This is a genomic window from Roseibium sp. Sym1 (assembly GCF_027359675.1).
Lineage (GTDB): Bacteria > Pseudomonadota > Alphaproteobacteria > Rhizobiales > Stappiaceae > Roseibium.
The window spans coordinates 3,860,881-3,880,076 of the sequence record NZ_CP114786.1 but is presented as its reverse complement, the minus strand read 5'-3'; the positions used below and the strand labels follow the sequence as shown (position 1 = coordinate 3,880,076).

17 protein-coding genes and 1 tRNA gene are annotated in these 19,196 nt (G+C 63.1%); 10 read left to right on the top strand and 8 right to left on the bottom strand.

Features of this window, described 5'->3' with window-relative positions; translation table 11 throughout:
- Nucleotides 1-83: 83 nt before the first annotated feature.
- Together O6760_RS17615 and O6760_RS17610 are read left to right on the top strand one after the other, a co-directional pair.
- Nucleotides 84-740, top strand: a complete 657-nt coding sequence (locus tag O6760_RS17615; protein ID WP_269581018.1) for a response regulator — start codon at nucleotides 84-86, stop codon at nucleotides 738-740.
- Nucleotides 737-2,062 (top strand): sensor histidine kinase, encoded by a 1,326-nt coding sequence (locus tag O6760_RS17610; protein WP_269581017.1) that lies wholly within the window; start codon nucleotides 737-739, stop codon nucleotides 2,060-2,062. Before O6760_RS17615 ends, O6760_RS17610 begins: the two co-directional genes overlap by 4 nt.
- 8 nt (nucleotides 2,063-2,070) lie before the next feature.
- Here O6760_RS17610 and O6760_RS17605 read toward each other — a convergent pair whose 3' ends face one another.
- Both O6760_RS17605 and O6760_RS17600 read right to left on the bottom strand, forming a co-directional pair.
- Nucleotides 2,071-3,084, bottom strand: coding sequence for a class 1 fructose-bisphosphatase (locus O6760_RS17605; protein WP_269581016.1), 1,014 nt, complete (start codon nucleotides 3,082-3,084; stop codon nucleotides 2,071-2,073).
- Between the two features lie 216 nt (nucleotides 3,085-3,300).
- A complete protein-coding gene (locus O6760_RS17600) occupies nucleotides 3,301-4,251 on the bottom strand; it encodes an IS110 family transposase (RefSeq protein ID WP_269580683.1) in 951 nt (316 codons plus the stop codon).
- A 520-nt stretch (nucleotides 4,252-4,771) separates the two neighbouring features.
- Here O6760_RS17600 and O6760_RS17595 point away from each other — a divergent pair.
- Nucleotides 4,772-6,061, top strand: coding sequence for a hypothetical protein (locus O6760_RS17595; protein WP_269581015.1), 1,290 nt, complete (start codon nucleotides 4,772-4,774; stop codon nucleotides 6,059-6,061).
- A gap of 63 nt (nucleotides 6,062-6,124) precedes the next feature.
- Here O6760_RS17595 and O6760_RS17590 read toward each other — a convergent pair.
- A tRNA-Lys gene (locus O6760_RS17590) sits at nucleotides 6,125-6,200 on the bottom strand.
- A gap of 657 nt (nucleotides 6,201-6,857) precedes the next feature.
- On the opposite strand from O6760_RS17590, the gene O6760_RS17585 reads away from it, so the two are divergent.
- The 4 genes from O6760_RS17585 to O6760_RS17570 all read left to right on the top strand — a co-directional run bounded on the left by O6760_RS17585 (nucleotide 6,858) and on the right by O6760_RS17570 (nucleotide 11,749).
- Nucleotides 6,858-8,633, top strand: coding sequence for an acetolactate synthase 3 large subunit (locus O6760_RS17585; RefSeq protein ID WP_269581014.1), 1,776 nt, complete (start codon nucleotides 6,858-6,860; stop codon nucleotides 8,631-8,633).
- Nucleotides 8,634-8,659: 26 nt separating this feature from the next.
- Complete coding sequence (ilvN, locus tag O6760_RS17580; protein WP_248157397.1) at nucleotides 8,660-9,232, top strand: acetolactate synthase small subunit; 573 nt, start codon at nucleotides 8,660-8,662, stop codon at nucleotides 9,230-9,232.
- Nucleotides 9,233-9,890: 658 nt separating this feature from the next.
- Nucleotides 9,891-10,841 carry an IS110 family transposase gene (locus O6760_RS17575; protein WP_269580683.1) on the top strand — a complete coding sequence of 317 codons (951 nt, stop codon included), beginning with the start codon at nucleotides 9,891-9,893 and terminating at the stop codon, nucleotides 10,839-10,841.
- 83 nt (nucleotides 10,842-10,924) lie between these two features.
- Nucleotides 10,925-11,749 (top strand): arylamine N-acetyltransferase family protein, encoded by an 825-nt coding sequence (locus O6760_RS17570; RefSeq protein ID WP_269581013.1) that lies wholly within the window; start codon nucleotides 10,925-10,927, stop codon nucleotides 11,747-11,749.
- A gap of 289 nt (nucleotides 11,750-12,038) precedes the next feature.
- Here O6760_RS17570 and O6760_RS17565 read toward each other — a convergent pair whose 3' ends face one another.
- Together O6760_RS17565 and O6760_RS17560 are read right to left on the bottom strand one after the other, a co-directional pair.
- Nucleotides 12,039-12,524 carry an SRPBCC family protein gene (locus O6760_RS17565; protein ID WP_269581012.1) on the bottom strand — a complete coding sequence of 162 codons (486 nt, stop codon included), beginning with the start codon at nucleotides 12,522-12,524 and terminating at the stop codon, nucleotides 12,039-12,041.
- Complete coding sequence (locus O6760_RS17560; RefSeq protein WP_269581011.1) at nucleotides 12,521-12,967, bottom strand: SRPBCC family protein; 447 nt, start codon at nucleotides 12,965-12,967, stop codon at nucleotides 12,521-12,523. Before O6760_RS17560 ends, O6760_RS17565 begins: the two co-directional genes overlap by 4 nt.
- 57 nt (nucleotides 12,968-13,024) lie before the next feature.
- Between O6760_RS17560 and O6760_RS17555 the strand changes: the two genes are divergently transcribed.
- Complete coding sequence (locus O6760_RS17555; RefSeq protein WP_269581010.1) at nucleotides 13,025-13,357, top strand: ArsR/SmtB family transcription factor; 333 nt, start codon at nucleotides 13,025-13,027, stop codon at nucleotides 13,355-13,357.
- A 143-nt stretch (nucleotides 13,358-13,500) separates the two neighbouring features.
- Nucleotides 13,501-14,745 (top strand): phosphoglycerate dehydrogenase, encoded by a 1,245-nt coding sequence (serA, locus tag O6760_RS17550; RefSeq protein ID WP_269581009.1) that lies wholly within the window; start codon nucleotides 13,501-13,503, stop codon nucleotides 14,743-14,745.
- Nucleotides 14,746-14,823: 78 nt separating this feature from the next.
- Here serA and O6760_RS17545 read toward each other — a convergent pair whose 3' ends face one another.
- Nucleotides 14,824-15,048, bottom strand: coding sequence for a tautomerase family protein (locus tag O6760_RS17545; protein WP_269581008.1), 225 nt, complete (start codon nucleotides 15,046-15,048; stop codon nucleotides 14,824-14,826).
- Nucleotides 15,049-15,182: 134 nt separating this feature from the next.
- Between O6760_RS17545 and O6760_RS17540 the strand changes: the two genes are divergently transcribed.
- Nucleotides 15,183-16,805 (top strand): winged helix-turn-helix domain-containing protein, encoded by a 1,623-nt coding sequence (locus O6760_RS17540; RefSeq protein WP_269581007.1) that lies wholly within the window; start codon nucleotides 15,183-15,185, stop codon nucleotides 16,803-16,805.
- 80 nt (nucleotides 16,806-16,885) lie between these two features.
- Here the strand turns inward: O6760_RS17540 and glk are convergent, their stop codons facing one another.
- Together glk and O6760_RS17530 are read right to left on the bottom strand one after the other, a co-directional pair.
- A complete protein-coding gene (gene glk / locus O6760_RS17535; RefSeq protein ID WP_269581006.1) occupies nucleotides 16,886-17,872 on the bottom strand; it encodes a glucokinase in 987 nt (328 codons plus the stop codon).
- A gap of 285 nt (nucleotides 17,873-18,157) precedes the next feature.
- Entirely contained in the window at nucleotides 18,158-19,120 is a 963-nt protein-coding gene (locus O6760_RS17530; protein WP_332306231.1) for a nitrilase family protein, read from the bottom strand.
- Between the last annotated feature and the right edge of the window lie 76 nt (nucleotides 19,121-19,196).

Here is a 19,196-nt window from a genome sequence, read left to right as displayed (position 1 = left end):
CGGTGTCAGGATTCAGTCTCATGTATCCGGCCCGGGGTTCCGGGTCAGGCAACTCCCTGGCAAATTTTAGTCTGGAGGACGGATTGCGGGTCTTGCTGATTGAGGACGATGCCATACTGGGCGAGGCGATCCGGGACCACGTTGTCATGCAGGGCCATGGCGTCGACTGGGTGACACGCCTCGACGAGGCTTCGCTTGCCATCGATGCCGTGCCGTATGAATTGCTGCTGCTCGACCTGAACCTGCCCGACGGGCTGGGCCTGACCTTCCTGAAAACGCTCCGCAAGACCGGCAACGAAGTGCCGGTGATCGTCGTGACCGCCCAGGACCAGGTGGCCATGCGCATCGAGGGCCTCGACAGCGGCGCGGACGACTACCTGGTCAAACCGTTCGACCTTGCCGAACTGCGCGCAAGGCTTTCCGCCGTTGCCCGCCGCTATGCCGGCACGCCCAATCCGGAAGTTCGGATCGGGGACGTCACCGTTGATCTCACCCGCAAACGGGCGGAGCGCGGTGGCAGGCCGGTCGACCTGACCGCGCGCGAATGGGCCGTGCTCGAGCGGCTCCTGCGCCACAGGGGCAGCATCGTCTCCAAGCCGGACATCGAGGAAAGCCTCTATGCGTTCGGCGCCGAGGTGGAGAGCAACACGGTGGAAGTCTATGTCAGCCGCCTGCGCAAGAAGATCGGCGCCGGGGCGATCACAACCGTGCGCGGCCTCGGCTACAAGGCGGACGCATGAAGACGCCCCTTTCCATCACCTGGCGGCTCTCGTTTCTGCTGGGCGGGTCGACCTTGCTTCTGTGGCTCGGTGCCGCCGCCATCGCCATCGTCGTGCTGAAGGCCGAACTGACGGAAACCTTCGACGAGGCGCTCTACCAGAGCGCCTTGCGCCTGCTGCCGCTGGCAGTCCACGACCTCCATGAGCTGGAGGAAGACGAGGCACCGGACGAATACAGGATTCCGGGGCTGGAAGGTGGTGACGGCGCGAATTTCGGATATCTGATCCGCGACCGCCGCGGCCGCACCCGCCTGGCCGCGGGAGATCTGCCGCCGGAAAGCGCCTTCCCCTCGCCCGTGCCGCGGGGATTTTTCGAAATCGACGGTCAGCGCGCCCTGTCCCTGCCCGACGAACGCAAGGGCTTCAGCATTATCCTGGTGGAAACGGGAGATCACCGGCAGGACGTGCTTCTGAGGGCGGCCGGTGCCCTGCTGCTGCCGCTGGCCGCGCTGCTTCCGCTGATCGGTTTCGGCATCTGGGCGACGGTCCGGATCGCCATGCGTCCGGTCGGCAGACTGCGCCGGCAGATCGCCGAACGCGGCGAGAAGAACCTTGCCGACATTCCCGGCGGCGACCACCCGAAGGAACTGGCGCCGATCGCCGAGGAAATCGCCAGCCTGCTGGCGCGCCTGCGTGCCGCGCTTGACGCCGAACGGGCCTTTTCCGCCATGAGCGCCCATGAGCTGCGCACGCCGATCGCCGGCGCGCTCGCCCAGGTGCAGCAGCTCAGGGAAGAACTCGGCGACCTGCCTCAGGACGCCCGCGCGCAATCGGTCGAGGACGCGCTGAAAAAGCTTGCCGCCCTGTCTGAAAAACTGCTTCAGCTGGCCCGGCTGGAGGCCGGCTTTGCGCGTGCCGGCACCCGCACGGACATGATGCCGGTTTTGAAGCTGCTGCTGCGGGAGGCGGGAGACTGCGCGCTCGACCTGAAGCCGTCGGCCGACCTGACCCTTGAGATCAACCCGGATGCGTTCAGCATCCTGGTCACAAATCTTCTGCAAAATGCCCGCGGGCACGGAGGGCCGGACCCCGCGATCACCGTCACGGCCGGACCGGACAAGCGCCTCTCCATCGCCAATTCAGGCCCGGTCGTCGCGCGGGAGACCCTGCACGGACTTGGCCGCAAATTCGTGAGGGGAGAGACATCCGCGCGCGGCACCGGCCTAGGCCTGGCGCTGGTCACGACCATCGCCGAGCAGACCGGCGGCACGGTCGAGCTCAAGTCGCCGCGCAGCGGCCACACCGACGGTTTCGAGGCCATCGTCAGCTGGACATCCGCATGAGGCGCGGTTCAGGCCCCGGCTTCGGCATGGTAGCTGTCGATCAGCTCGACCTCGGATTTTGAGCCCAGGATGACCGAGATCCTTTGGTGGTGCCCCGTCGGCTGCACATCGAGAATGCGCGCCGTCCCGGTCGAGGCCCGGCCGCCGGCCTGTTCGATGATGAAGCCCATAGGATTGGCCTCGTAAAGCAGGCGCAGCTTGCCGCCCATATGGGCATTGTCCGCGTCCTTGGGATATAAAAACACGCCGCCCCGCATCAGGATCCGGTGCACCTCGGCCACCATCGAGGCAGTCCAGCGCATGTTGAAACTCCTGCCGCGCACACCGTTTTCACCCGCGATGCACTCTTCGATATAACGCCGGATCGGCGCGTCCCAGCTGCCGAAGCGCGACGCGTTGATGGCGAACTCGCTGGTTTCTTGCGGCAGCCTCATGTCCGGGAAGGTCAACAGGAATTCCCCGGACCCGATCTTGTGGGTGAAACCGTTGACGCCCTGGCCGGTCGACAGGATCAGCGAGGTCGACGGACCGTAGAGCGCGTAACCCGCGCAGATCTGCCTCGCGCCCTTGAACAGCACCACGTCGTTGGAAAGGTCGGTAATGTCCTCGTCCAGCTCGACCACCGAGAAGATCGACCCCACCGACAGGTTGACATTCAGGTTCGAGGAGCCGTCCAGGGGATCGAAATAGACCAGGTAGTCGCCCTTCTTCGGCGCGTCCTTCAGCCAGATGACGTTGTCGATCTCCTCCGACACCAGCGCGGCGACACGGGCGCAGTTGGAGCAGTGGCTGAGGAAGATGTCATTGGCGATCACATCGAGCTGCTTCTGGGTCTCGCCCTGGATGTTTTCCGTTTCCGCCGCCCCCAGGATATCGAGAAAGGGCCCGTTGCGGATCTGGTGGGCGATGATCCGGCAGGACGTCGCGATGTCCTCGATCAGGAGCATCATGTCCTGCCCCAGGCCGTGCTTCTCCTCTTCCTGAAGCAGAAATTTGCGCAGCGTCTGGCGGTCGATGGTCATGGCGGCAATCCTGTTTGTCCGGTCCTGAATTCCAGGAGCGTTGATCGTGACCCGCCGGCAAGGCGTACCGTCATGAGCGGCGGAAACGCGCATCGGACGGGCCAGGATCAGCACTCCCCGGTATTAGTGCCACAGTTCTATATTGCAGTGCAAAAAGAAAGGCCGGCCCGGGTAAGATCGTTCACCTTTCTGCCTGCGTCCCCTCCTTCGATGTCATCAACTCATTGCGCTCATTTCGTCTCTGATTTTTGCATTTAGGATGACGATGATCTTTCTCATGAGTGCGGAGATGGCTACGATAGGCTTCTTTCCGTTTTCAATAAGCCTTTGATAGAAGGCACTTAACGGTCCTTTTGCTCGCGATCCAGCCAGTGCGGCCATAAAGACGCCTTTGCGAACTTCGGGTCGTCCTCCCCGCATTTTGCGGTAGCCTTTTAGGGTTCCGCTGTCTCTGGGGTGCGGCGCCAGCCCCGCGAGGGAAGCAGCCTGCCTTCGGGTTAGGGTACCCAGCTCTGGCATCGTTGCGAGCAAGGCAATGGCTGTCCGTTCCCCCACACCAGGCAAAGAACAGCAGATCTGCATGCGTCGTGACAGGGTCTGGGAGGAGGCGATCAGGTCTTCGATCTCCTCGTCGATCCGGTCGATTTGCCTCTGCACACAGGCAATGACGGTCTTGAACGATCTCACAAGTCTCCTGTTGTTGGCAGGGGCCTTCAAGCGATTGGTCTCGGCTATCTTGATCGCCATGAGCCCCTCCCGCCGGCTTACCAACGCAGCCAGCTCCCCTTGTGCCTCGTCTTTGGGTTGGAGCAGCGGGAGCTGTTTCCAGCGTTCTTCGCCATATTGAGCAAGTGCCTTGGCATCGATGGCATCGGTTTTTGCCAGCCGGCCGAAAGACTTAATGAACGCCTGGACCTTCAGGGTGTCGGCCCGGTGGCAGGCAACGCCTTGCGCTATCAGCTCACTCACCAGGAGAGCCTCGTGTCCGCCAGTGGGCTCGCACACAACCAGTGCGTCCGGACCAAAAGAGGCGACCAGTTTGGCGATCGCGTCCCGATTGTTGTCGATACTCGTCAGTCTCTGCTGTGTCTGATCAAAGACCACCAAAGTGTCTTTGGAAACATCAATACCGACCACATGGGACGGTGCACATTCAAGAACGCTCATGAAGATGGTATCCTGTTCATGCTTCGGATTGTTTGCGGGCGTGCGACCAGCGGCCCATCCAACTCTCCAAGCGGGAAAAGGAAGCGACAGAGAACCTTGATGACAACGGGTGAAAACCCTATCCCGGCTCGGTCGTCTGTCACTGGTCTCCCGGAATTGCAGTCCGGGAGACCAACCCCACTATAAAACCTCTTCAGACAAACAATCCCGGACGCAGCGCAGCGGAGATCCGGGACCCACTCGCGGATCCGCTTGTCAAAGCATGGCTCGCTTCGTCAAGGGGGTGCCCTCACGCCAAGGCTCTGGAAATGAGTGGGCCCCGGGTCACGCTTCGCTTGCCCGGGGTGACACCAAGGTGTGCCGCATGTCCTCACCGCATTCCTCCACGCCCCACCCGGCAATTCTTGCCGACCTCCCCGGTGGCCTGTGCATATCGTCAAAGGAATCGCCTGGCCAAGTTGCTGCTGTCACGGGTGAAGCGCAGGGTTGAGCTGTTGTATTTCCGCTTTGAGAGGATGCGATGGCAACGCGGGACAAGATGGCGGGCCAGCGGCAGCTGGCTCTGGACGAGCAACCGGAGCGCTCCCTGCCGCCCACCTATGCAAGCTATGAATGGACCGGCGAAGGCCTGAGCGAACGCTCGGGAAGCGACGCCGTCGTCTATGCCTACTGGGACCGTCCCTTTGCCTGCACCCTGCGCCGCCAGCACCGTGAAGCGCAGGACATTCTGCCGGACTGGCCCGTGCTGGATGCGCCCGATTACGGGCGCGTTGCGGGCGACAGGAGTGTGCTTGCCCATCATCCGCGCACGCTTGGAACCGGCATTGCCGCCGGCCCGGGTGCGGAAGCCGCCATCGACGACTATCTGGCCACGCTGCCGCGTTTGCTCACCCGCCTTGCCGCCCCCTTCGGCGCCCAGCAATGGCTGCTGCTCGATCTCTTCCGGCGCTCCGGCGACCTGTGGAAGCTGGTGCACCGCCAGACGGCGCTCGGACGGCTCGGCACCCTGTCCCTGACCCTCGAGCTGTTCTGCGCCGCCGGACGGACGGCGCCGAGGTCGCGGCAGAATTTCGCCGAATTCCTCACCCTCTCGACAAGGGAATTCGTCCTGCACCGCTTTCTCGGCAAACAGCCCGCGCCCGCCCTCCTGGCGAGCCTGGAGCGGTTCCCGCCGGGCACCCGCCTCCTGGACGAAGGCGCGATCAAGTCGGTGGTCGCCCAGGGCACCGGGTCGCCGTCCTCCGACGCCCTTTGCCGGCTCGAGGACAAGCTGACCCGCGCCATCCTGTCCGACACCGGCTGGACGGAGAGGACCGATGTCCATTCCCTGATCGACAAGGGCGTCGCCCTGCCCCGGCTGATCGCGACGATCAATGCCGGCTTGCGCAATCTGACGGCGTCGGAGCGCCCGGCGGCCCTGAGAAGCCTTCGCCAGGTCACCGCGCCCCAGGCGCTGCAATGGTGGCTGGCGCACTGGACCACGCTGGCCAGCCGCAGCCGCGGCTTCCCGGCCCCGCCCATCCCGCCATCGCCCCTGCTGACCCCGCTGGAGACCGCGGCAGCCCTCAGCCAGGAAAGCCGGCGCATGCGCAACGGCATCGACCGGTACCTCGCCGATGTCCTCGCCGGAGACCTTTATTTCTACCATTTCGACGGCGCCCCGGCGGCCACGCTCTGCCTCGCCGCAACCGGCAAGGACGACTGGCTGCTTCTGGACGCGCTCGGAGAAGACGGCACACGGCTTCAGGACGAGGCCTTTCAGGAGATCCTGCCGAGTCTGGTGCCGGGGCAGGCGGTCTCACACGGCTGAACACGCAGCGGAGCCAAACGCATCTTTGCGATGAGTTACCGTTTGAGTTTCAAGAAGGGAAAATGGTGGGTGAGTGGGGGCTCGAACCCCAGACCCGCTGATTAAGAGTCAGCTGCTCTACCAACTGAGCTACACACCCATCAACAGCGATTGACCGCTTAAGATCAGCGGCGCGCCGGATTGCGGGTGTATATACCGCTCCCTTGCCTGGTGCAATGGGTTTTGTGACAAATTTTTCTCAAGACGGCCATGCGGTTAACGCATGTCTTCGGTGAAGAGACCTGTGCGGAACGATTGCACAAATGCAACGCGCCTCACGTAACTTTCAGAAACATCGGCAATGTTTTGCGCAATAAATGAAATTAAGGCTTGACCGGTCCGGGAGGCCTCACTAGGGTGCGCCGCATCAAGCCCGGACGGATGTGACGGGCCTGTGCCGGTCCCGAGGGAAGCTGCAGCAGGATCAACACCTTGCCGGCAGCGCTTTAGACAGGGAACTGCGGGGAGATCCCATCACACGTCCAGGGCCTTTCGGCCTGCAGCATCAAAGGACCGGGACGACATGTCGATGTCGCTCATTCTAATCGTAGTAGGAAAGCGCGCCTCCGCGGCGGGATGATCCCGTTCGGACCAGCTGGCGCGCGACCAAGGCTCCCTGAGGGGCCTTTTTTTGTACCCGCCACCTGACACCGCTTCACACCTCGCGAGCCGGATCTTTGACGCCGCAGACGCCGGGCCGATACCAAATGACGAGAGCCAAGCCTGACACTCCAGGCGAACTGCAAGGACGAAAAGAATGACACGGGAAATGACCGGCGCCGAAATGGTCATCCAGGCGCTGAAAGACCAGGGAGTTGACACGATCTTCGGCTACCCGGGCGGTGCTGTGCTTCCCATTTACGACGAGATCATTCAGCAGGACGGTCTGGAACACATTCTCGTGCGCCACGAACAGGGCGCCGGCCACGCGGCCGAGGGCTATGCCCGCTCCACCGGCAAGCCGGGCGTCGCCCTGGTCACCTCCGGCCCCGGCGCGACCAACATGGTCACCGCGCTGACCGACGCAATGCTGGATTCGATCCCGCTGGTCTGCATTTCCGGCCAGGTGCCGACGCACCTGATCGGCAACGACGCCTTCCAGGAATGCGACACGGTCGGCATCACCCGCCCCTGCACCAAGCACAACTGGCTGGTGCGCGACGTCGACGATCTGGCACGCGTGCTGCACGAGGCCTTCTATGTCGCCACCTCCGGCCGTCCGGGCCCGGTCGTTGTCGACATCCCGAAGGACGTCCAGTTCGCCACCGGCACCTACCAGGGCCCGACGCCGAACCCGGCCTCCGCTCACAAGAGCTACCGCCCGCAGTTGAAGGGCGATGCCCCCGGCATCCGCCAGGCCGTCGAACTGATGGCCGCCGCCAAGAAGCCGGTACTCTATACCGGCGGCGGCGTGATCAATTCCGGCACCCAGGCCTGCCAGCTGCTGCGCGAACTGGTCTCGCTGACCGGCTTTCCGATCACGTCCACGCTGATGGGCCTCGGCGCCTACCCGGCCTCCGGCGACAACTGGCTGGGCATGCTGGGCATGCACGGCACCTATGAAGCCAACATGGCCATGCATGACTGCGACCTGATGGTCTGTATCGGCGCCCGCTTCGACGACCGCATCACCGGCCGCACCGACGCCTTCTCGCCGGGCTCGCGCAAGATCCATATCGACATCGACCCGTCGTCGATCAACAAGACCATCAATGTCGACCTGCCGATCATCGGCGATGTCGGCCATGTGCTGGAGGACCTGGTCCGGATCTGGCGCTCGTCCTCCAAGAAGGCGGATGACAGCGCGATGAAGGCCTGGTGGCAGCAGATCGACAAGTGGCGCGCGCGCAACTCGCTGGCCTACAAGCCCAATGACGACATCATCATGCCGCAATACGCGATCCAGCGGCTCTACGAACTGACCAAGCACCGCAAGACCTTCATCTCCACGGAAGTCGGTCAGCACCAGATGTGGGCGGCCCAGTTCTACGGCTTCGAGGAGCCGAACCGCTGGCTGACCTCGGGCGGCCTCGGCACGATGGGCTACGGCCTGCCGGCGGCGATCGGCGCCCAGACCGCGCACCGCGACGCCCTGTGCGTCGACATTGCCGGCGATGCCTCGATCCTGATGAACATCCAGGAAATGTCGACGGCCGTTCAGTTCGGCCTGCCGGTCAAGGTGTTCATCCTGAACAACCAGTACATGGGCATGGTGCGCCAGTGGCAGCAGCTGCTGCACGGCAACCGCCTGTCCCATTCCTACACCGACAGCCTGCCGGACTTCGTCAAGCTGGCCGAGGCCTATGGCGGTGTCGGTTTCCGGGTGGAGAAGCCGGGCGACCTGGACGGCGCCATCGAGGAGATGATCGCCGTCGACAAGCCGGTCCTGTTCGACTGCCGCGTCGCCAATCTCGCCAACTGTTTCCCGATGATCCCGTCGGGCAAGGCCCACAATGAAATGCTGCTGCCGGACGAAGCCAATGACGAGGCGGTCGCCAACGCGATCAGCGCCGAAGGCAAATCCCTCGTTTAAGCGCCAGGCACAAGGATAGAAAAGTCATGAACGCCCAGAATGTTGATGCGCCTTCCGCCTATTTCCTGGCCGAAGTCAGCAATGAAATCGAAACCCACACGCTATCGCTTCTCGTCGACAACGAACCGGGCGTGCTCGCCCGCGTCATCGGCCTGTTTTCGGGCCGCGGCTACAACATCGACAGCCTGACCGTGTCGGAGACCGAGCACGAGAAGCACCTGTCGCGGATCACCATCGTGACCACCGGCACGCCGATGATCATCGAGCAGATCCGCCACCAGCTCGACCGCCTGGTGCCGGTGCACCGGGTGACCGACCTGACGGTCCGCGCCAAGCGCATCAACCAGGACAAGCCGCTGGAGCGGGAACTGGCCCTGGTGAAGGTCGCCGGCACCGGCGAGAAGCGCCTGGAGGCCCTGCGCCTGGCGGATGCCTTCCGCACCACGGTAATCGACGCCACCACCGAGCATTTCGTCTTCGAGATCACCGGCCGCACCTCCAAGATCGAGCAGTTCATCTCGATCATGAAACCGCTCGGCCTGGTCGAGGTCTCCCGCACCGGCGTCGCCGCCGTGCAGCGCGGGCCGGAGGGGCTTTAAGTCCCTCACCTGTGACGTTTTGAAAGACCCGCCGCAGGGATGCGGCGGGTCTTTTTTTACGTTCGCCGCCTTCTTTGCGTTTGGCACGGCCACAAGTTCAGCGTCATCCTGAGGAGGGCCGACAGGCCCGTCTCGAAGGATCCGCCGCTTGGTTCCGGAGGCAAGTTGCCGCTCCTTCGAGACGCCGCTCACGCGGCTCCTCAGGATGACGCTGTGGTGTGTGGTGAGCTTTTCGGGGTACACACTCTACCTTCTTCTTCAAGGCAAGCGGCCGCGCCTGCATTTGTGGCACCGCCTCCCCCTCCACCGTCATCCCGGCCTTGAGCCGGGACCCAATCCACATGTCCACCAGAGAAGCGGGCGCAAGAGGCAGTGCCTGCCCGCACAGCCTTGCCCCTTCGCACGGCTCTGCAAACGAGTGGGTCCCGGATCTCCGCTGCGCTGCGTCCGGGATTGTTTGTCTGAAGAGGTTTTATAGTGGGGTTGGTCTCCCGGACTGCAATTCCGGGAGACCAGTGACAGACGACCGAGCCGGGATAGGGTTTTCACCCGTTGTCATCAAGGTTCTCTGTCGCTTCCTTTTCCCGCTTGGAGAGTTGGATGGGCCGCTGGTCGCACGCCCGCAAACAATCCGAAGCATGAACAGGATACCATCTTCATGAGCGTTCTTGAATGTGCACCGTCCCATGTGGTCGGTATTGATGTTTCCAAAGACACTTTGGTGGTCTTTGATCAGACACAGCAGAGACTGACGAGTATCGACAACAATCGGGACGCGATCGCCAAACTGGTCGCCTCTTTTGGTCCGGACGCACTGGTTGTGTGCGAGCCCACTGGCGGACACGAGGCTCTCCTGGTGAGTGAGCTGATAGCGCAAGGCGTTGCCTGCCACCGGGCCGACACCCTGAAGGTCCAGGCGTTCATTAAGTCTTTCGGCCGGCTGGCAAAAACCGATGCCATCGATGCCAAGGCACTTGCTCAATATGGCGAAGAACGCTGGAAACAGCTCCCGCTGCTCCAACCCAAAGACGAGGCACAAGGGGAGCTGGCTGCGTTGGTAAGCCGGCGGGAGGGGCTCATGGCGATCAAGATAGCCGAGACCAATCGCTTGAAGGCCCCTGCCAACAACAGGAGACTTGTGAGATCGTTCAAGACCGTCATTGCCTGTGTGCAGAGGCAAATCGACCGGATCGACGAGGAGATCGAAGACCTGATCGCCTCCTCCCAGACCCTGTCACGACGCATGCAGATCTGCTGTTCTTTGCCTGGTGTGGGGGAACGGACAGCCATTGCCTTGCTCGCAACGATGCCAGAGCTGGGTACCCTAACCCGAAGGCAGGCTGCTTCCCTCGCGGGGCTGGCGCCGCACCCCAGAGACAGCGGAACCCTAAAAGGCTACCGCAAAATGCGGGGAGGACGACCCGAAGTTCGCAAAGGCGTCTTTATGGCCGCACTGGCTGGATCGCGAGCAAAAGGACCGTTAAGTGCCTTCTATCAAAGGCTTATTGAAAACGGAAAGAAGCCTATCGTAGCCATCTCCGCACTCATGAGAAAGATCATCGTCATCCTAAATGCAAAAATCAGAGACGAAATGAGCGCAATGAGTTGATGACGCCGGAGTGTGGCAGGCATCCTTGGCAACACCTCTGCTCCGTCCTACATCAAGCGTTCCCAGCCTTTCAGGAGCCGTCCATGCCTTTCGACCTCCCCGCCTATCTCACGCGCATCGGCCTTGAAACCTGCTCTGCCGATCTTGATGGCCTGAGGTCGGTTCAGGCAGCGCAGATCAGCGCGATCCCGTTCGAGAACGTGCTGCCGTTCCTGGGCCAGGTGCCGGAGCTTGGCGCGGACAGTCTCTGGCGGAAACTCGTCGTTGAGCGTTGCGGCGGCTACTGTTTCGAGCTGAATTCGCTGCTTGGCGAAGCACTGGAAGCTCTCGGGTTTTCCGCGCGCCAGGTGCTCGCCCGCGTGCGCCAGGGCGCGGCGGAAGGCGGCGCCCGGTCTCACCTCGCCTTTGTCGTGACTTTGGACGGCGCCGAGTGGCTGGTCGATGCCGGCTTCGGCGGCCAGGCGCCGGCCGAACCGGTCCGGGTCTCGCAAGAGCCCCAGCCGATCCGCGACCAGAGCTACCGCATCCGCTTCGAGGCCGCCTCCGGCGAACATGTGCTGGAGCGCCTGACGGCGGACCGCTGGTTTCCGCTCTATGGCTTCGACCGGGTGGACGTGCGCCGCGCCGATATCGAGGGCGCCAATTTCCTGTGCGCGGCTTCGCCGAAAATGCCCTTCGCCCGGAGCCTGAAATTCTACCGGCTGACGGAGGAAGGCTTCTTCAGTTTCCTGGACGGACGCGCGCGGCTGGTGGGGGACGGCGAGGCCCGCGAGTGGCAGATCCGGGACGCAGAAGAGCTGACGCGGTTCCTGCGCCGGGATCTCGGGCTCGGCTATGATGACGCGGTCCTTCGGGATCTGGCCGGGCGGTTAGAGGACCTGGCCGCCACACCTACCGGCACAGCCTGAGGGATCAGCCGACCAGCCCTCCAATCTTCAAGGCTCCCCATCGCCTCCCCACCACGGTCATCCCGGCCCTGAGCCGGGACCCAATCCACATGTCCACCAGCGAAGCGGGCGCAAGGGGCAATGCCTGTCCGCGCAGCCTTGCCCTTTCCAACGGCTCTGCGAACGAGTGGATCCCGGATCTCCGCTGCGCTGCGTCCGGGATGACGCCGGGGGGGGGGGGGGGGGGGGGGGGGGGTGCTGACGCGGCTCCTCTGGATGAGGTCCGAGTGTGCAGCAAGCACAGACCGCCCTACCGGTAAAACCCCTCGCGCAGGTTCACGCCGTGCTCCAGCCAAGCCTTCAGGGCGCAGAGCATCTGGGTCCAGCCTTCGCAATTGCCGTAGGAGGCCTTCACCGCGCCCGGGGTCTCGCGCCAGCCCTCTTCGCTGATGGTCACCAGCGTGCGGCCGTCCTCGAGCGCTTCGAACGTCATCGTGACGGTGGTGTCGTACCCCGCCGCCTCCGGCATCTTGCCGGTGGAGCTCACCTCGCCCGCTTCATGGGCGGCCCAGCTGAGAACGATTTCCCTGTCCTTTTCGACCCGCGCGACCCTGACGGGGAACCTTCCGGGAAAGTCGGCAAAGTCCCAGTGAACGGTGACGCCGGTCTCCAGCCGTCCGTCCGCGCCGCCGGTGGTGAAATAGGCCGACAGCCTGTCCGGATTGACGACGGCCTCGAACACTTCGGAGACCGGCTTCGCGATCCGGCCCGCGATCCGGAATGATGGCCTGGTCATGCCCCTACCTCGTCTTTCAGTGTTGAGGATCGTTGCTCGGCGCAGGCGACCAGATTGCCGAGATGATGGTTCCAGCCGCCGCGATGATCGTCCAGAAGTCCGGCCTGACGGGGCTCCGGTGCCGCCTGCCAGCCCGAATGGCACATCAGGATCCGGCTGCCTTCCCCCTTCCCGGACAGCGAGAAGCGCACCTGCGTCCCGAAGTCCCAGTCATCGTCGCGCCAGCTCAGGCGCAGCAGCCGCGGCGGTTCGATCTCAAGCACCTTGCCGCGTGTGTGATGCTGCCCCTCCACATCGCGCCAGGGCTCGTGAAACAAACCACCGGGGCGCGGCTCCAGAAGCACGTCCTCTCCCCACCACAGCGCCGGCCGGACGAGTGTCTCCCAAAGCCGGTCCACCGGCGCCTTGCTCGTCCTCTCCAGCCGGATCTCCGGATCGCTCATGACCTGGCACTTTCGCTGCTTCTTGCCTGGACGCATTTAATGTTATAAAAATATAACATGTCAAGCACGGACGATTCGGACAGGATTTTCAAGGCGCTGGCCGATGGCCGGCGGCGGCGCCTGCTCGATCTTCTGAAGGATGCGCCGCAAACCACCGGTGCGCTGTGCGCGGCCTTTCCCGATCTCGACCGCTGCACGGTGATGCAGCACATGAAGGTGCTGGAGGCGGCGGACCTGATCATCGTCCAGCGCAAGGGCCGCGAGCGCTGGAATCATCTCAACGCCCTGCCGATCAAGAAAATTCATGATCGCTGGATCGGCGACTACGCGGAAAATGCCGTCAATTTGCTCGACCGGCTCAAAACCGATCTCGAAACGCCGCCGAATTGAAACCAAACGCTTTTGTTGCGCGCGCGGTCAGGCCTTTCCCTCGTTCAACCCTAGACGCGACACGGCTGAGCGCGTATACGACACGCGCGTCAAAGGCGCTGAATCAGCGCTCTCCACACCAACAGATCAAAAGGCATTCCGCCATGATGCACGGTCTCTCCCGGCCGAAAAACCAGATCCGCTGGCTGCTGCTGGAAGGCATCTCGCCGACCGCGCGCGCGGTTCTTGAAAAGAACGGTTACACCAATGTGGAAGTCCTGGCCGGCGCGCTGGAAAAGGACGCGCTGATCGAGAAGCTGCAGGGCGTACAGATCCTCGGCATCCGCTCGCGCACGCAGGTGACCGAGGAAGTCCTGGAAGCCGCCAAGTCGCTCGTGGCCGTCGGCTGTTTTTCCGTCGGCACCAACCAGGTCGATCTCACCGGCACCCTGACCCGCGGCATTCCGGTCTTCAACGCACCGTTTTCCAACACCCGCTCGGTTGCCGAACTGACGGTCGCCGAGATCGTCATGCTGATGCGCGGTGTCTTCCCGAAATCCTCCGCCGCCCATGAGGGCCGCTGGCTGAAGACGGCCACCGGCTCGCACGAGGTGCGCGGCAAGACGCTCGGCATCATCGGCTACGGCAACATCGGCACGCAGCTCTCCAACCTGGCCGAGGCCATGGGCCTGCGGGTGATCTATTTCGATCTGGTCGACAAGCTGCAGCACGGCAATGTCATCCCGACCGAGAGCCTCGACAGCCTGCTGGAGGCCTCCGACGTCGTCTCGTTGCACGTCCCGGACACCGAAGCGACCCGCAACATGTTCGGCGCCGATGAAATCGCCAAGATGAAGAAGGGCAGTTTTCTCATCAACAACGCCCGTGGCAAGGTGGTCGACATCGACGCCCTCGCCGCCGCGCTGAAATCCGGCCACCTGGCCGGCGCCGCCATCGACGTCTTCCCGGTCGAGCCGAAATCCAACAAGGACGAATTCGTTTCGCCGCTGCGCGGTCTCGACAACGTCATCCTGACGCCCCATGTCGGCGGCTCGACGGAAGAGGCCCAGGACCGGATCGGCGAGGAAGTCTCCAAGCGGCTGGTGGAATATTCCGATGTCGGCTCCACGATCGGCGCGGTCTCCTTCCCGCAGGTGCAACTGCCCAAGGGCACGGAGGCGACGCGCTTCATCCAGGTCCACCACAACGCACCGGGCGCCATGCGCACGCTGAACGACCTGTTCACAAGGCACAACCTCAACATCTTCGCCCAGTACATGCAGTCTCACCAGGACATCGGTTACGTCGTCCTGGACGTCGACAGCCGTGTCGAGGACCCGGTCAGCATCCTGGAAGAGATCCGCGCCCTGCCGAACACCATCCGGGCACGGTTGCTGAACCGGGTGTGAGCGATCAGCCTCGCAGAATAGAAAAGCCCCGGCCATCGGCCGGGGCTTTCACGTTAAGACGCCGAAGCCTGGTCAGGGTCAGGCGACTTTCTTGCCCGACATTGCGTGGACGTCAGCTGCCCCGAGGCGCTGGCCGCCAATGGCCCAGTCACCCTGCTCGACTTCCATGATGCGGACCCAGGTCACCGGGCGCATGGCTTCGCCTTCCACGGCAACCATGGCTTCGGTCACCTTTTCGATCAGGTCGTGCTTCTGTTCGGGGGTGAAAACGTTCTTGATGACATCAATCGTTACGAGAGGCATTTCAAATCTCCTGGTTGGTGTTTCAGCGGTGCAAGCCATGATCGGCTGTCTCCGATGACCAAGAGATACGCCCCCTCTTCCGGCAATGCTTGACGGAGGCATGAATATAACTGACCTTTTCATGAAGATTTTCGGTGAAAGGGGAACATGTGCCGCGAGCCGATGCCTTGGTGTTCACCTTTGACGGATATGAACTGGACGGCGCACGTTTCGAATTGCGCCACAACGGCGAACGTGTGGCGATTGAGCCGCAGGTGCTCTCCCTCCTGCTGCTGCTGGCGGAAAACCGCGACCGGATGGTCAGCAAGGACGAACTGATCGAGCATGTCTGGGACGGACGGATCGTCTCCGAAACCGCGGTGGCTGCGCGGATCAAGGTGGCGCGCAGGGCCGTCGGGGACACCGGCAGCGCGCAAAAAGTCATCCGTACCATCCATGGCAAGGGGTTCCGGTTTGTCGCGGAAACCGGGGTAACCGGTACTCTGGAAAAGCCCCGCCCGGCGAGGTCCGGCCTGATGACCGAAGAGCAGGCCGCCCCGGCAATCGAGGACGTGCTCAAGAGCGCGCGCGACGGGCGGCCATCCATCGCCGTCCTGCCGTTCCAGTATTTTGGCGAACCGGGTCGGCATGAGATTGTGGCGGATGCCCTGCCCGCCGACATCATTGCGGATCTGTCACGCCTGCACTGGCTGTTCGTCATCGCACGCGGATCGAGCTTCCGCTTTCGCGGCCACGATGTGGACCCGCTGTCCATTGGCCGGCAGCTCGGCGTGCGCTACGGCCTCACCGGCACGGTCGAAGTATCGGGCGAAAGCGTCACAATCGGCGTCTCGCTGATCGACATGACCAGCGGCGGCACGATCTGGGTGGAACAATACCGCGGCAACCTGACCGAATTGCACCAGCTCAGGCCGGAAATCGAAAGCCATGTGGTCGCCAGTCTGGCGGTGCAGATCCCGCAGAACGAAGTGCGGATCGCGCGCAGACGCGCTCCGGGAGAACTCGACGCATGGGCGTGCTTCCACCTGGGTCTGGATCACATGTACCGCTTCAATCGGCAGGACAACGCCCGCGCGGCTGCGCTGTTCACACAATCGCTGGAGAGCGACCGCTATTTTTCCGGCGCCATGGGCGGGCTGTCCTTCACGCATTTTCAGTCAGCCTTCATGCGCTTCGGCGAAGACCCCGAGGCGGAGGTGGAACAGGCCCGCACACTGGCTCAGCAGGCCGTGGAGACCGACCGTCTCGATCCCTTTGCCCATTTCAATGTCGGGCGATGTTCCTGGCTCGAAGGACGGCTGGAAGAGTCGATCGCCTGGTTCGACCGGGCGACGAGCCTCAGCCCCAGTTTCGCGCAGGGCGTCTACACACGCGGGCTGGTGAGCGTGATGGCGGGCAAGGCGGATGAGGCCGATACCGATCTCACGCTGGCCCTGGACCTCAGCCCGCTCGACCCGCTCGCCTATGGCATGGTGTCGGCACGCGCGCTGGTGCAATTGCAGCTCGGCAACAGGGACAGGGCACAGGAACTTGCCGTGAAAGCCGCGCTGATGCCCGGCGCACACAAGCATATCGCGCTGATCGCGGCGCTGACCTCGCACCTTGTCGGCAAGGATGCCGACGCACGGCGATGGCTTGCACGGGCGCAACAGGCGGATCCGGCAATCAGCTCGGAAGTTTTCTTCGCGTCTTTCCCCTTTGCCGAGAACAGCGCCCGCGAAACGCTCGAGAAAGGCCTGCGGGACCTGGGGGTCTGAAGCGGCCAGTCCGCTTCCAGCCCCTCACCGCCCCGCCGGCGCGCACCTGATACGGCTCTGTGTCTCCGTCACTTCAGTACCTAACGGTCACCGCATTTGGCCTCCGCACAGGCCGCAACGCCCAGCAGGGCGGCGTCGCTGTCCGTTATGATATGGACCGGCATGTCCATGAGCAGGTGGCTCAGCCGTCCCTTGTCGGTGAACGCGTGCAGGAAGTGCCCCTCTTTCAGCAATTCTGCAATATGGGGCGCAATTCCGCCACCGATGTAGAGCCCTCCGGTCGACAAGGTCTTCAACCCGAGATTACCGGCTTCGGCCCCCAGGGCCGACACGAACATCTCCAGGGTCTTCTCACAAAGGGCGTTTCTTCCCGCGTTCGCCGCAGCTGTTATGACGGCATTGCGATCCTCGGAGGCGGCCAGTTCGTCCGAGAGCCAGCCGGGTTCCTCCATGCGCCGCTCGTCCCGCAAGAATGCGTAGATATTCGCAAGGCCCAGGCCGCTGACAACTCGCTCGACACTGACACGGCCGCCATACTTGCGCCTCAGGTAGCGCAGCAAGTCGATTTCGTCATCGTTGCGGGGCGCAAAGTCCGCATGACTGCCTTCCGAGGGATGCGGCACATGCGCCGTGCCGTCAAAGGTCAGGAAGCTTTCTCCCAGTCCGGTTCCCGCCGCGATCAGGGCCACGGCGCCATGGGGGCGGCTTTCGCCCCCGTTGAGCGTGACCAACTGGCCGGCCATCAGTTTGCAAAGGCCGTGGCCGGCCGCCTCAAGATCATTGACGATGCCGACCTTCCGAAGACCAAGCTCTTCTTGAAGAGCACGTCCGTCGACCGGCCACGCCAGGTTCGCCATCCGGGCCCGGCCTTCGCTGACCGGCCCCGGCACGCCGAACCAGGCGCCTGAAACCGTGGCTCCCCCGAGAAACCGGCGGACCACCTGGGTTAGCCCGTCATACTCCCTGACCGCGAAACGGGCGTCACGTACCGCCCGCAGCCCGCCGTCGCTTTCCCGGTACAAGCCGAGATGGACCTTCGTAGCGCCGATGTCCCCTGCAAGGATCATGTCGATGACTGGCTTTTCTAGGCTGTAGTGAGAAGTTAACGACTGGCATCGTTGGGGTCAGGATCGTTCCTGAACAGGCGGAAAGCGCAAGGAAGTGCAGCGCACTTTCGAGCATTTCCAACGCCTTCAGGGACGATCCTGAACCAACCCCGAAGGGGCCGTCCGAAAATTGCGTCATTTCTGCGTCGCATGTCGTCGGATATACCCCGCATGTCCGTCCTCCATGCTCCTTGAAATGACCCGATTTTCGGGCGGCGCTGCCAATCGGGAATTTGTCACTACAGCCTAGCGTGTCGGCGCTTCGGAGAAGCGCGCGTCCATCGCCGAAAGGCCGTTCGGGTTCGGCTCGGTCAAGGCACCGTAGAGTTCCGGCCGCCGTCCACGCAGCCAGCGCTGCCCCGTGCACTTGTTGAGCAAATCGAGGTCCAGATCGGCGGTCACGATGGCGTCGGCCGCCTCCCAGGTCTCGGCCACAATCCGTCCGTAAGGGTCGAGGATCATGGCGTTGCCGGTCCGAACCTCGTCTTCGTCCTGGCCGATGCCGTTGCTGAAGACCAGAAACATGCCGTTGTCGTGAGCCCGCGACGGCAACCACCTCATGAACCATTCCCGGCCGTTGGGTCCCCGGATCTCCGCTTCCATCGCTTCGGGATCTTCAAGACGCCGTATCCATTTTTCGACGGGAATGCGTTTCATGGCATGCGGGCTCGCGGACTGCCCGCCACCTGCCTGGTGAGGGGCGATCAGCATCTCCGCGCCCAGCAACGCGGTCGCGCGGGCATTTTCGATGATGTTGTTGTCCCAGCAGATCAGGATGCCCGCCCGGATGCCCCAGGGTGTGTCGAAGACCGTATAGGTGTCACCGCTCGACATGAGGCGATGTTCCCAGGCATGCAGTTTACGGTGCCGGTGGATCCGGCCATCGGGCATGCAGACCGCATAGGAATTGTAGAGCCCGCTGTCGTCGCCGAGTTCCAGAAACCCGGCGCCGATCGCCATGCCGAGCTCCCGGGCCAATCGCGCGACAAACGAGATCGCCGGGCCTGCCAGCGGTTCCGCGAGCAGGCGCAATGCCCCTTCATCGAGTTTCGGGACATGCCAATAGCCGCAAATGCACATTTCCGGAAAGGCGACAAGCCGGCTGCCGGCCCGGGCGGCCGAGCGCGAAAGTTGATCAATTCGCTCCAGATTATAGGCCTTGTCGCCCGCCCGATGCTGAAACTGTACGGAAGAAACCCTCAACGTCATCATTCTGCTCCTATGGTTCCAGGTCAGATTGACAGCCGGCAATTCTTTCGTAAAATGAAATTTTCTACGATAAAAA